Source organism: Pseudomonas sp. OV226, assembly GCF_003148705.1.
Taxonomy (GTDB): Bacteria; Pseudomonadota; Gammaproteobacteria; order Pseudomonadales; family Pseudomonadaceae; genus Aquipseudomonas.
This window is the reverse complement of record NZ_QGGS01000011.1, coordinates 69,425-81,936: the sequence shown is the minus strand read 5'-3', so window position 1 is coordinate 81,936 and position 12,512 is coordinate 69,425. Positions and strand designations below refer to the sequence as shown.

Below are 12,512 nucleotides of genomic sequence, written 5' to 3'. Positions count from 1 at the left end.
CAAGGTATTTGTCATGGCCACCGTCGATACACCTCAAGCCCCGGATAACGCTCAAGACACGGGCAATCCGCGTAAACGCAAAGTCATGCTGGTCGCTCTGGCCATCGTGGTTGTCCTCGCCGGAGTCGGCGTCTGGGGTTATCACGAACTCTACGGGCGCTGGAATGAAAGCACCGACGACGCCTACGTCAACGGCAACGTCGTGGAAATCACCCCGCTGGTGACTGGCACCGTGGTCAGTATCGGTGCTGATGATGGCGACCTCGTCCACGAAGGCCAGGTGCTGATCAACTTCGACCCGAACGACGCCGAAGTCGGCCTGCAAAGTGCCCAGGCCAATCTGGCCCGCACCGTGCGCCAGGTGCGTGGTTTGTACAGTAACGTCGATGGCATGAAGGCTCAGGTCAACGCGCAACAAGCCGAAGTGCAGAAGGCGCAGGACAACTTCAATCGCCGGAAAAACCTCGCCGCCGGCGGTGCGATTTCCCAGGAAGAGCTGTCCCACGCTCGCGATGACCTGACCTCGGCGCAAAACGCCCTGGCCAACGCCAAACAGCAGCTGAAAACCACCAGCGCGCTGGTCGATGACACCGTGGTTTCGTCGCACCCGGACGTGATGTCGGCCGCCGCGCAACTGCGTCAGGCCTACCTGAACAACTCGCGCAGCACCTTGATCGCGCCGGTCACCGGTTACGTGGCCAAACGCTCCGTGCAATTGGGTCAACGGGTTCAGCCGGGCACTGCGCTGATGGCCGTGATTCCACTGGATCAACTGTGGATCGACGCCAACTTCAAGGAAACCCAACTGCGTGACATGCGCATCGGTCAACCTGTGGACATCGAAGCCGACCTGTACGGCAGCGACGTGAAATTCAGCGGCACCATCGACAGCCTTGGCGCCGGCACCGGCAGCGCGTTTGCCCTGCTCCCGGCGCAAAACGCTACCGGTAACTGGATCAAGATCGTGCAACGGGTGCCGGTGCGGATCCACATCAACGCCGAAGAACTGGCCAAGCATCCGCTGCGGGTTGGTTTGTCGACGCTGGTCAATGTGAACCTGCGCGACCAGAGCGGCCCGGTACTGGCACAACAACCGCCGCAAAAGGCCTCGTTCAGCACCAATGTCTACGATCGTCAGTTGGCCGAGGCCGACGCAATGATCACCCAATTGATCCACGACAACAGCGCCGCAGTCAGCAAAACCGCGCAACGCTGATTCGCCCTGTGGGAGCGAGCTTGCTCGCTCCCACAAGGTCAGCTGCGTCAGTAACAGGCGCTGCGCCCACCCGGTTTCAAAGGATTCGCGATGAGCAATAACGCCTCTTTCACGCCGCCCAGCCTGTTGCTCAGCACCATCGGCCTGTCGCTGGCGACCTTCATGCAAGTGCTCGACACCACCATCGCCAACGTGGCGCTGCCGACCATTTCCGGCAACCTGGGCGTGAGTTCGGAGCAGGGCACCTGGGTGATTACTTCATTTGCCGTGAGCAACGCCATTGCGCTGCCGCTGACCGGTTGGCTCAGTCGGCGCTTCGGTGAAGTGAAGCTGTTTCTGTGGGCCACGGTGCTGTTTGTGCTGGCCTCGTTTCTCTGCGGTATCTCGACCTCGATGCCGGAGCTGATCGGCTTTCGGGTGTTGCAAGGGCTGGTCGCCGGTCCGTTATACCCAATGACCCAAACGCTGCTGATCGCGGTTTATCCGCCCGCCAGACGCGGCATGGCCCTGGCGTTGTTGGCGATGGTCACGGTGGTGGCGCCGATTGCCGGGCCGATTCTCGGTGGCTGGATTACCGACAGTTACAGCTGGCCGTGGATCTTCTTCATCAACGTGCCCATCGGCATTTTCGCGGTGATGGTGGTGCGCCAGCAGCTCAAGGCACGGCCGGTGGAAACCAGCCGTCAGCCGATGGATTACGTCGGTTTGATCACGCTGATCATTGGTGTCGGGGCCTTGCAGGTGATTCTCGACAAGGGCAATGACCTGGACTGGTTCGAGTCGAACTTCATCATCCTCGGCGCGGCCATTTCAGTGATTGCGCTGGCGGTGTTTGTGATCTGGGAAATGACCGACAAGCATCCGGTGGTCAACCTGCGGCTGTTTGCCTATCGCAACTTCCGCATCGGCACGCTGGTGCTGGTGTTGGGGTACGCCGGGTTCTTCGGCATCAACCTGATCCTGCCGCAGTGGCTGCAAACCCAAATGGGCTACACCGCGACCTGGGCTGGTCTGGCCGTGGCGCCAATCGGGATTCTGCCGGTGATCCTGTCGCCTTTTGTCGGCAAGTATGCGCACGATTTCGACCTGCGATTGTTGGCCGGGTTGGCGTTTTTGGCGATTGGCCTGAGTTGTTTCATGCGCGCCGGGTTCACCAATGAAGTCGACTTCCAGCACATTGCCCTGGTGCAACTGTTCATGGGCATTGGCGTGGCGCTGTTCTTCATGCCGACCCTGAGCATCCTGATGTCAGACCTGCCACCGCACCAGATCGCCGATGGCGCGGGCCTGGCGACCTTTTTGCGCACCTTGGGCGGTAGTTTTGCGGCGTCGTTGACCACCTGGATCTGGATTCGCCGGGCGGATCAGCACCACGCGTACCTGAGTGAAAGCATCACCACTTACGACCCGGCAACCCGCGATGCGTTGAACACGCTGGGCGGGGCGGGGAGTCCGGCGTATGCGCAACTCGATCATGTGCTGACCAGTCAGGCGTACATGCTTTCCACCGTGGATTACTTCACGTTGCTGGGGTGGGGGTTCATGGGGTTGATTCTGATTGTGTGGCTGGCGAAACCACCGTTTGCCGCCAAAGCAGGCCCTGCGGCATCCGGGCATTGAGTGAAGATCGTTCCCACGCTCCGCGTGGGAATGCAGCCCGGGACGCTCCGCGTCCCATCCAAAGCCGAACGCGGAGCGTCCGTTGAGGCATTCCCACGCAGAGCGTGGGAACGATCAAATGATGTTGAATTTGAGTCCGCTATCGCGAGCAGGCTCGCTCCTACAGGGTGTGTGTCCGGCAGTCAGCTCGTGGGGGCTGCCAGTTGCGGTGGCGGGGCGAAGTCGAACGGTGCCAACGCAAACCCGTTCTCATCCACCTGCAACGCCCAACCCTGACGATCCCAATCCCCCAACACAATGCGCTTGGCCGCCTGCTCGCCAAGTTGCAGTTTATGGATGGCAGGGCGGTGGGTGTGCCCGTGGATCAAGGTCTTCACCCCGTATTCCTGCATGATTCGCGGAATTTCCTCGGGCGTGACATCAACAATGTCATTGGCCTTCATCCGCGTTTGCATGCGGCTTTCACTGCGCAGCTTGCGGGCCAGTTTATGGCGCGTGCGCAGCGGCAAGTGACGCAGGATGAACAGGGTGACGGGGTTGCGCAGGTAACGACGCAGCTTCATATAGGCTTCGTCGCGGGTGCAGAGGCTGTCGCCGTGCATCAACAGCACCGGCTCGCCATAAAACTGCACGACACTCGGGTCCTTCAACAACGTGCAGCCGGCCTGTTTGCAGAAGGCCTGGCCGAGCATGAAGTCGCGATTGCCGTGCATCAGAAAAATGGCCGTGCCGCTGTCGCTCAATTCGCGCAGGGCCTGGCAGATGGAGCGCTGAAAGGGCGTCATGGCATCGTCGCCAATCCACGCTTCGAAAAAGTCGCCCAGAATGTACAACGCACTCGCCGAGCGGGCGCGTCCGGCGAGCAAATCCAGAAACGCCCGGGTGATGTCCGGGCGCTCCTCTTCCAGATGCAAGTCTGAAATCAGCAATATCACTCAATGATCTCGGCTTTCTCGATGATCACGTCGTCTGCTGGAACGTCCTGGTGGCCGGACTTGGAGGTGGTGGCCACGCCTTTGATCTTGTCGACAACGTCGGTGCCGGCAGTCACTTTACCGAATACCGCGTAGCCCCAACCCTGGACATTCTTGCCGCTGTGGTTCAGGAAGCTGTTGTCAGCCACGTTGATGAAGAACTGGGCGGAAGCCGAATGCGGCTCCATGGTGCGGGCCATGGCAACGGTGTACTTGTCGTTGGAAAGACCGTTGTCAGCTTCGTTCTGGATGCTTGGGCGCTTGTCTTTCTTTTCTTTCATGCCTGGCTCGAAACCGCCGCCCTGGATCATGAAGTTACCGATGACGCGGTGGAAAACGGTGTTCTCGTAGTGACCGGCTTTAACGTATTCGACGAAGTTAGCCACGGTGATCGGGGCTTTCTCGGCGTTCAGTTCCAGGACGATGTCGCCATGGTTGGTGGTCAGTTTGACTTGGGTCATGATCGGTACTCTATCTGGGAATTCGTGGGTTTCGGGGCATTACAGCCCCCAACCGGTTTGGCCAGTAACAGCCAAGGTGCGCAGTTTAGCGTGCCGGACGCGAATTTCGAGGCTGTTTTTCATTTATGGCCTATTAAATACGACCGTTTGCAGGCGCGCTCTGTCAGGTGCTTGACAGCATCGGCTATGATAGCGGCTTTGTTTTATCTGGCCCTTCTTCTGGCCGCGCACTTGTACGTTCAAGGATCCTATGAGCAAGCCCACTGTCGACCCTACCTCGAATGCCAAGACCGGCCCTGCCGTGCCGGTCAATTTCCTGCGCCCGATCATCCAGGCGGACCTGGACTCGGGTAAGCACACGCAGATCGTCACCCGTTTCCCGCCTGAGCCCAACGGCTACCTGCACATCGGTCACGCCAAGTCGATCTGTGTGAACTTCGGCCTGGCCCAGGAGTTCGGCGGCGTCACGCACCTGCGTTTCGACGACACCAACCCGGCCAAGGAAGACCAGGAATACATCGACGCGATCGAAAGCGACGTCAAATGGCTGGGCTTCCAATGGTCCGGCGAAGTGCGCTACGCCTCGCAGTATTTCGACCAGTTGCACGACTGGGCCGTCGAACTGATCAAGTCCGGCAACGCCTATGTCGACGACCTGAGCCCTGAACAGGCCAAGGAATACCGTGGCACCTTGACCGAACCGGGCAAGAACAGCCCGTTCCGCGAGCGTTCCGTGGAAGAAAACCTGGACCTGTTCGCCCGCATGAAGGCTGGCGAGTTCCCAGACGGCGCACGCGTGCTGCGAGCCAAGATCGACATGGCCTCGCCGAACATGAACCTGCGCGACCCGATCATGTACCGCATCCGTCACGCTCACCACCACCAGACCGGTGACAAGTGGTGCATCTACCCGAACTACGACTTCACCCACGGTCAGTCGGACGCCATCGAAGGCATCACCCACTCGATCTGCACCCTGGAGTTCGAAAGCCATCGTCCGCTGTACGAGTGGTTCCTCGAAAACCTGCCAGTGCCGGCCAACCCGCGCCAGTACGAGTTCAGCCGTCTGAACCTGAACTACACCATCACCAGCAAGCGCAAGCTCAAGCAACTGGTCGATGAAAAGCACGTCAACGGCTGGGACGATCCGCGCATGTCCACGCTGTCGGGCTTCCGCCGCCGTGGCTACACGCCGAAATCGATCCGCAACTTCTGCGAAATGATCGGCACCAACCGTTCCGACGGCGTGGTCGACTTCGGCATGCTCGAATTCAGCATCCGCGACGACCTCGACCACAGCGCCCCGCGTGCCATGTGCGTGCTGCGCCCGCTGAAAGTCGTGATTACCAACTACCCGGAAGGCCAGGTCGAGAACCTCGAACTGCCGTGCCACCCGAAAGAAGACATGGGCATGCGCGTTCTGCCGTTTGCCCGTGAAATCTACATCGACCGTGAAGACTTCATGGAAGAGCCGCCAAAAGGCTACAAGCGCCTGGAACCGGCCGGCGAAGTGCGTCTGCGTGGCAGCTACGTGATCCGTGCCGACGAAGCGATCAAGGACGCCGACGGCAACATCGTCGAGCTGCGTTGCTCCTACGACCCGGACACCCTGGGCAAGAACCCTGAAGGCCGCAAGGTCAAAGGCGTGGTGCACTGGGTGCCAGCGGCTGCCAGCGTCGAGTGCGAAGTGCGCCTGTACGATCGCCTGTTCCGTTCGGCCAACCCTGAGAAGGCCGAAGACAGCGCCAGTTTCCTGGACAACATCAACCCTGATTCGCTGCAGGTACTCACCGGTTGTCGTGCCGAGCCTTCGCTGGGCAACGCACAGCCGGAAGACCGTTTCCAGTTCGAGCGCGAAGGTTACTTCGTCGCGGATATCAAGGACTCGAAACCAGGTCAGCCGGTATTCAACCGTACCGTGACCCTGCGTGATTCGTGGGGCCAGTGATTTAGCGTCAAGGAACTAACGTGCTTACGATCTACAACACGCTCACCAAGAGCAAAGAAGTCTTCAAGCCGCTGGATGGCAACAAGGTGCGCATGTACGTCTGCGGGATGACCGTGTACGACTACTGCCACCTGGGCCACGGCCGCAGCATGGTTGCGTTCGACCTGGTGACCCGCTGGTTGCGGTTCAGCGGTTACGACCTGACGTACGTGCGCAACATCACTGACATCGACGACAAGATCATCAATCGTGCCCGCGAGAACGGCGAGTCGTTCGAAGCCTTGACCGAGCGCATGATCGCGGCGATGCACGAAGATGAAGCGCGCCTGAACATCAAGAAGCCGGACATGGAACCGCGTGCCACCGGGCATATCCCCGGCATGCACGCGATGATCCAGACCCTGATCGACAAGGGTTACGCCTACGCCCCGGGCAATGGCGACGTGTACTACCGCGTCGCCAAGTTCATGGGCTACGGCAAGCTGTCGCGCAAGAAAATCGAAGACCTGCGCATCGGCGCGCGGATCGAAGTCGACGAGTCCAAGCAGGACCCGCTGGACTTCGTGCTGTGGAAGGGCGCCAAGCCGGGCGAGCCGAGCTGGGAATCGCCGTGGGGCGCCGGGCGTCCGGGCTGGCACATCGAGTGCTCGGTGATGTCGACCTGCTGCCTGGGCGAGACGTTCGACATTCATGGCGGCGGCAGCGACCTTGAGTTCCCGCACCACGAAAACGAAATCGCCCAGAGCGAAGCGGCCACCGGCAAGACCTACGCCAACGCGTGGATGCATTGCGGCATGATTCGTATCAATGGCGAGAAGATGTCCAAGTCCTTGAACAACTTCTTCACCATTCGCGACGTGCTCGACAAGTACCACCCGGAAGTCGTGCGTTACCTGCTGGTGTCGAGCCACTACCGCAGCGCGATCAACTACTCGGAAGACAACCTCAAGGACGCCAAAGGCGCACTCGAGCGTTTCTACCACGCGTTGAAAGGCCTGCCGAACGTGGCACCGGCTGGCGGCGAAGCCTTCGTCGAGCGTTTCACTCAGGTGATGAACGACGACTTCGGCACGCCAGAAGCCTGCGCCGTGCTGTTCGAGATGGTGCGTGAGATCAACCGCCTGCGCGAGAACGATCTCGATGCAGCGGCCGGTCTGGCGGCGCGCCTGAAAGAACTGGCCAGCGTGCTGGGTGTGTTGCAGCTCGAAGCCGATGACTTCCTGCAAGCGGGCGCCGAAGGGCGTGTCGATGCCGCTGAAGTGGATGCGCTGATTGCTGCGCGTCTGGCGGCACGTGCTGCCAAAGACTGGGCCGAATCCGACCGCATCCGCGACCAGCTCACCGCCATGGGCGTGGTGCTGGAAGACGGCAAGGGCGGTACGACCTGGCGCCTGGCTGACTGATGATCGTTCCCACGCTCTGCGTGGGAATGCCACATTGGACGCTCCGCGTCCGCTTCGGCATGGGACGCGGAGCGTCCCTGGCTGCATTCCCACGCGGAGCGTGGGAACGATCAAACAAAACCCGCCTTGTGCGGGTTTTTGTTTTTTTGGGGGGGGGGCTCAAGTGCAGCAGTGGCTCGGCTGATGCTATCGCGGGCAAGCCTTGCTCCTACGGGACAGAGTCGTTCACCGAACCTGTGTACGAGATTACTTGACCAGTTCAGGCCTGCCCGCGATTGACTGCGCAGCAGTCAGCTTTCTGACTGACGCAATCGCTTGTAAAGGGTATTACGACTAACCCCCAGCCGCCGCGCCAGATACGAAATGTTCCCCCCGGCCGCCGGCAACTGCCGATTCAAATCCTTGACATCGTAGACCCATTCGAGCGAATGCTTTCAGTCTATAGTCGCAGGTGCTCTATTAACTCATTTTTTGAGCAACCAATTTTACGGTGGCATATTTTTTATCGGGACCAACAAGTCGCTCTGTGTAGTGTTTGATAATAAACGTTTTCTCCAAAATTTTTTTTACCTCTCCGGAAACACCCAGTTCACGCCAGTTTTCACCATTGCCACCGATACTTTCATAAATTAAAAAACCAGATGGTTTAATTATGTCGATTAAATTTTCTATTAAATATTTATTGTAAAAATGAATGATGATTGCGGCTGAAAAAGAATTGCTTTTGAATGGTAGTGGTTTTCTGCAGTCCAAAACAATTGGGTTTATATTCTTATGGTTTAAGTGCCATGAATTGCTAAAGCTTTTATGAGAAAAATCTGCAGCCACTACATTTAAATTATATTTGGATAATAGTGCCGAATTACGACCGTACCCGCATCCCGCATCAAGAACAGCTGACCCTTCATGTAAAGTCAAGGCTGAAAGCACCCCCTCTAAGAAACTAGAAGGGTCGTCGGATAGCGGCTTTTTATGTCGACTGTAATGACTGTCGAATTGACTATTTCTTAATCTCATAAGGAGCCTGCGAAAATTGCTCTGCAAATTAAAAACAAAATTACCACTGCATGCCCCATAAGCAATTTTAAAGCCATCAGGTCCTGTTGACCTGCGCTGAAAGTTTAAGATAGCTCAAGAGGTTCGATAACGCCTTCTCGTGCCTGGTGGGGAGTCTCAATTTTCGTGAAAGGCTTTGCGCCGCATCCGTCAAGGACGGTAATAGAGGAATTATATGGCGCCATCTCTGTGCTCCCGTTTTTCGCTCTTCTATAGCCTTTACTAAAAAGCGTGTCGTCTGTCAGGTTATGGGCGAGTAAAAGGCCACTAGTCGATTCCATATTGACATCACTGATATGTGTCAGCGAGACTCCTAGAAACCACAAGAACGATAGGGAAATTCGAGATGAAAAAACGCTCCTTTCTGGTACCGATGGCCACTCTTGCAGCTGCGATGGCAACTGAACAAGCATCAGCAATAGCGACCCACGAGGTTATAGAACCAATAACCGACGCCCCAAACACATTCCCGGCTGAAGCTCAAAGCGAAAACCTTTCGGTGCGCGGTGGCAGTGATCAATTCGCCTTTGTTCTCAAACGCGGAGACCAAGGTCAGATGATGGCCTACCACACCTCCCATGCCTCGCACGCCTCGCATGCCTCGCACACCTCTCACACTTCAGGCTCCTGATGGGTTACTCACATAAGCTCGTTTTTGATGAGCGGCTTTACGACGCGCAGGTTTTGCAGAAAGCCGCTTATCGTTCGATGAAATTTCTGACGGTTGATATCGCGGCCGATAAGGGGATGTTTATCTGCGCCTTGTCCTCGAATATCGGCGTTGATGAGTTGTCCTTCCTATCTGCCGTTCAAGAGTTCAAGAAGGATGTGCTCGACTATCAATTGCGCCACCAGTTGAGCACTGAGACGCAGCCGATCAAAAATTTGATCCTTGGACTGGCCTTTTCAAAAACCGGGCTTATCAGTGAGTAAATTCCAAAAGCTTGAGTTCTACGCGCAGCAACGTCCTTACGAGTTGCTGCCCTTCAAGTTTGATCGCCTGAATGACGACGAGTATGTCATCACCAACATGGCAGGCGAGTTCCACGTTATACCATCGCCTATGCTTGAGCCGATCATTAGAAAGACGCTTCCACTCTCATCAGAGCTGATCCCCACGCTCCGGTCCAAGCAATTCATTCGCTTCACCAATGAGCAAGCGCCACTTCAGCTCTTGGCACTCAAAATACGCACACGGCTGTCCAGGCTGGCCCAGTTCACCAATCTACATATCTTTGTGGTGACCCTTCGCTGTGACCACAGCTGTCCGTATTGCCAGGTATCAAGGCAGTCGGAAAGCAAAGGCGAATTCGACATGACCACGGAGATGGCAGACAAGTCGTTGGATTTCGTTTTTAGGTCACCGAATCCAGCGATCAAAATCGAATTTCAAGGTGGCGAACCACTGCTGAATTTCGAGATGGTGAGATACGTCGTTCTTGAAGCAAAAAAGCGCAACATCAAGGAAGGGCGAGATCTGCGGTTCGTCATCGCGACCACACTGTCGCTTCTGACGGATGACATGCTCGAGTTCTGTAAGCGGCACAGCATCGTGCTTTCATCTTCTCTGGACGGGCCAATGGATCTGCATAATGCAAATCGCCCACGTCCAGGCAGAGATAGTCATCAGCGTTTCGAGGAAGGCTTGAAAAAAGCCCGCGCAGCCCTCGGCTATGACCAAGTGTCAGCCCTGATGACAACCACAGATAAGAGCCTGCCACGCGCACGTGACATCATTGATGAATACTTGCGCCTGGGCTTTGATGGGATCTTCTTACGTACGCTTTCCCCTTACGGCTTTGCGATTAAAACCAAGAAATTCATGTCGTATGACACGGAGCGTTGGCTCGAGTTTTACAAGGAAGGTCTTGAGTACATTATTGAACTGAACAAGTCCGGCATAAGATTTGTAGAGCAGTACTCCTCGATTGTGCTGACGAAAATGTTGACATCAGGGGACCCTGGGTTTGTTGATTTGATGAACCCTGCCGGTGCTGGCATCGCAGCCATCGTGTTCAACTACGACGGATCGGTCTACGCCTCAGATGAAAGCCGAATGCTTGCCGAAATGGGCGATCATACGTTTCGGTTGGGCAACATTCTTATGCATTCCTATGAGGACATAATCCTCTCTGATCAGCTTCTGGATGCACTGGAGAATTCGTTCACTTTAAGCGCGCCAATGTGTTCTGACTGTGCGTTTGAGCCTTACTGCGGCGCCGAGCCCGTCTACCATCACGCCATTCACAAGGACGTGGTTGCAAGAAAACCCGAGTCCTCTTTCTGCAAGCGAAATATGGCGATTTTCAAGCATCTCATTGAGCTGATGGAAAGCGATGAGCAAACGAAACGGATTTTTATGGGGTGGGCCAATCGATGCTGAAGCTCGGCGGAAAGATTATCCGTATCCATGCGGTTGATGTTCACAAGGACCTCACCTTACTCAAAGTGGCGGCCAGCCGGAATCTGCCTGAAGTATTGCGACGAGAAATGGCCTATCTGGTTTCTGATCACCAGATTCCCCGAGGATTCGCACACTACCTACTGCTTGAAAAGCATCGTGAGTTGTTTGAAGTGCTGCCTCCCGACTCTGATTACTCACTCCTACCGAATGACTACAGCTACATTGGCGATGGTGACATAGTCAGGCTTTCAGCAGATCGTCGGACAATTCGTGTGCTATTTCGGGCATCGGCGCCCAACAACAGCATTCTGATTACTGAACAGTGCAATCATTACTGCCTGATGTGCTCACAACCGCCTAAGGCTGCTGATGATTCATGGTTGCTCGATGAAACGGAAAACCTGATCCCGCTAATTCCAAAGGACACCCCAGAATTGGTGTTTACTGGCGGCGAGCCAACGACCAATCGGGAGCGCTTCCTTAAGATCATCAGTCTGACAAAAAGTTATCTACCAAGAACTGCAATCCACATTCTCTCGAACGGGCGCAGTTTTAAAGACCCTGCGTTCGCCGAAAAGTATGCGCAGATTGAATTGCCCGACGCGATGATCGGAATACCTGTCTATTCGGACGATCCGACGCTGCATGACTACATCGTCCAGGCCCAAGGCGCATTCGATGAAACCCTTCAGGGCATTCTCAATCTGAAGCGTTTGGGTCAGAAGGTTGAGATCCGAGTTGTCATTCACAAGCTATCAGTGCGGCGCCTGCCTGAGCTGTGTGAGTTCATCGCACGCAATCTGCTGTTTGTTGATCATGTGGCGTTGATGGGTCTTGAGATGATGGGCTTCACTAGGGCAAATCTTGAGGAGCTGTGGATTGACCCAATCGAGTACAAAGACACACTTAGTAAATCAGTTGGCATTTTGGCCAAGTACGGCATGAATATCTCGGTATACAACCATCAGCTGTGTTTGGTGAATCCGGACATTCAACCCTACTACCGTAAATCAATCAGCGACTGGAAGAACGAGTACGCTTCTGAGTGTCAGAGCTGTAAAAAACAACGCGAATGCGGAGGTTTTTTCGCATCGGGTGTCAAATTCGGTTACAGCAAGCACCTAGTCCCATTCTGACTTCGGCATCATTTTAGTGAGTCACATAGCGTCATTAGTGCATGCACGTCCGCAAATGGTGTTTGCTGCCGTAATGGTCGCTGATTAGTAGTGGTCAGCTCCGATGCGATGTTAGGTCACGTTGAATGCTTGTGGGTGAGAGAGCAAGTCTGTGTAACTGGGCATTCAACAGCAGTCGCCGCTATAGGCACTTTATGTGGGTTTTGTTTATGTGCAGGGCTTTAGGTTTGCGTTGACAGGGCTGACGCCATCGCGAGCAGGCTCCCACAGGGGATTTGTGTCGTGCAGAAGATC

General features: G+C 55.9%; 11 protein-coding genes and 1 pseudogene. 8 read left to right on the top strand and 4 right to left on the bottom strand.

Going from position 1 to position 12,512, the window contains the following annotated elements; genetic code table 11:
* Positions 1 to 13 precede the first annotated feature (13 nt).
* Positions 14 to 1,216 (top strand): HlyD family secretion protein, encoded by a 1,203-nt coding sequence (locus C7534_RS18515; protein WP_109786613.1) that lies wholly within the window; start codon positions 14 to 16, stop codon positions 1,214 to 1,216.
* 90 nt (positions 1,217 to 1,306) lie between these two features.
* On the top strand, positions 1,307 to 2,836 hold the full coding sequence (locus tag C7534_RS18510) for a DHA2 family efflux MFS transporter permease subunit (RefSeq protein WP_109786612.1): 1,530 nt from the start codon (positions 1,307 to 1,309) through the stop codon (positions 2,834 to 2,836).
* Between the two features lie 182 nt (positions 2,837 to 3,018).
* Here the strand turns inward: C7534_RS18510 and lpxH are convergent, their stop codons facing one another.
* Together lpxH and C7534_RS18500 are read right to left on the bottom strand one after the other, a co-directional pair.
* The gene (lpxH, locus tag C7534_RS18505; RefSeq protein ID WP_109786611.1) at positions 3,019 to 3,771 is read right to left on the bottom strand and encodes a UDP-2,3-diacylglucosamine diphosphatase; all 753 of its coding nucleotides are present in this window, start codon (positions 3,769 to 3,771) and stop codon (positions 3,019 to 3,021) included.
* Complete coding sequence (locus C7534_RS18500) at positions 3,768 to 4,271, bottom strand: peptidylprolyl isomerase (RefSeq protein ID WP_034146890.1); 504 nt, start codon at positions 4,269 to 4,271, stop codon at positions 3,768 to 3,770. The genes lpxH and C7534_RS18500 overlap by 4 nt, the downstream gene beginning before the upstream one ends.
* A 250-nt stretch (positions 4,272 to 4,521) precedes the next feature.
* On the opposite strand from C7534_RS18500, the gene C7534_RS18495 reads away from it, so the two are divergent.
* Positions 4,522 to 6,219: a glutamine--tRNA ligase/YqeY domain fusion protein gene (locus C7534_RS18495; protein WP_109786610.1), complete on the top strand. Its 1,698-nt coding sequence runs from the start codon at positions 4,522 to 4,524 to the stop codon at positions 6,217 to 6,219.
* A gap of 20 nt (positions 6,220 to 6,239) precedes the next feature.
* Positions 6,240 to 7,622: a cysteine--tRNA ligase gene (gene cysS, locus C7534_RS18490; RefSeq protein ID WP_109786609.1), complete on the top strand. Its 1,383-nt coding sequence runs from the start codon at positions 6,240 to 6,242 to the stop codon at positions 7,620 to 7,622.
* A 290-nt stretch (positions 7,623 to 7,912) separates the two neighbouring features.
* On the opposite strand, the pseudogene C7534_RS18485 reads toward cysS, so the two are convergent.
* Positions 7,913 to 8,032: pseudogene (locus C7534_RS18485) on the bottom strand (helix-turn-helix domain-containing protein); the annotation flags it as partial.
* A 49-nt stretch (positions 8,033 to 8,081) separates the two neighbouring features.
* Positions 8,082 to 8,639 carry a class I SAM-dependent methyltransferase gene (locus C7534_RS18480; protein WP_109786608.1) on the bottom strand — a complete coding sequence of 186 codons (558 nt, stop codon included), beginning with the start codon at positions 8,637 to 8,639 and terminating at the stop codon, positions 8,082 to 8,084.
* A 385-nt stretch (positions 8,640 to 9,024) separates the two neighbouring features.
* On the opposite strand from C7534_RS18480, the gene hxsA2 reads away from it, so the two are divergent.
* From hxsA2 to hxsC, 4 genes are read left to right on the top strand one after another with little or no spacing between them, the layout of a single operon-like run.
* Entirely contained in the window at positions 9,025 to 9,309 is a 285-nt protein-coding gene (gene hxsA2 / locus C7534_RS18475) for a His-Xaa-Ser repeat protein HxsA2 (RefSeq protein ID WP_077431862.1), read from the top strand.
* Positions 9,309 to 9,611: a His-Xaa-Ser system protein HxsD gene (gene hxsD, locus C7534_RS18470; protein ID WP_109786607.1), complete on the top strand. Its 303-nt coding sequence runs from the start codon at positions 9,309 to 9,311 to the stop codon at positions 9,609 to 9,611. The genes hxsA2 and hxsD overlap by 1 nt, the downstream gene beginning before the upstream one ends.
* Positions 9,604 to 11,061 (top strand): His-Xaa-Ser system radical SAM maturase HxsB, encoded by a 1,458-nt coding sequence (gene hxsB, locus C7534_RS18465; RefSeq protein ID WP_109786606.1) that lies wholly within the window; start codon positions 9,604 to 9,606, stop codon positions 11,059 to 11,061. Before hxsD ends, hxsB begins: the two co-directional genes overlap by 8 nt.
* Complete coding sequence (gene hxsC / locus C7534_RS18460) at positions 11,055 to 12,218, top strand: His-Xaa-Ser system radical SAM maturase HxsC (RefSeq protein WP_077431865.1); 1,164 nt, start codon at positions 11,055 to 11,057, stop codon at positions 12,216 to 12,218. The genes hxsB and hxsC overlap by 7 nt, the downstream gene beginning before the upstream one ends.
* Positions 12,219 to 12,512 lie beyond the last annotated feature (294 nt).

Bases quoted from the DNA above. Each gene is read 5' to 3' on its own strand.
- C7534_RS18515 (WP_109786613.1), top strand. From the start codon at position 14: ATGGCCACCGTCGATACACCTCAAGCCCCGGATAACGCTCAAGACACG.
- C7534_RS18510 (WP_109786612.1), top strand. From the start codon at position 1,307: ATGAGCAATAACGCCTCTTTCACGCCGCCCAGCCTGTTGCTCAGCACC.
- C7534_RS18500 (WP_034146890.1), bottom strand. From the start codon at position 4,271: ATGACCCAAGTCAAACTGACCACCAACCATGGCGACATCGTCCTGGAA.
- C7534_RS18495 (WP_109786610.1), top strand. From the start codon at position 4,522: ATGAGCAAGCCCACTGTCGACCCTACCTCGAATGCCAAGACCGGCCCT.
- C7534_RS18480 (WP_109786608.1), bottom strand. From the start codon at position 8,639: ATGAGATTAAGAAATAGTCAATTCGACAGTCATTACAGTCGACATAAA.
- hxsA2 (WP_077431862.1), top strand. From the start codon at position 9,025: ATGAAAAAACGCTCCTTTCTGGTACCGATGGCCACTCTTGCAGCTGCG.
- hxsD (WP_109786607.1), top strand. From the start codon at position 9,309: ATGGGTTACTCACATAAGCTCGTTTTTGATGAGCGGCTTTACGACGCG.
- hxsC (WP_077431865.1), top strand. From the start codon at position 11,055: ATGCTGAAGCTCGGCGGAAAGATTATCCGTATCCATGCGGTTGATGTT.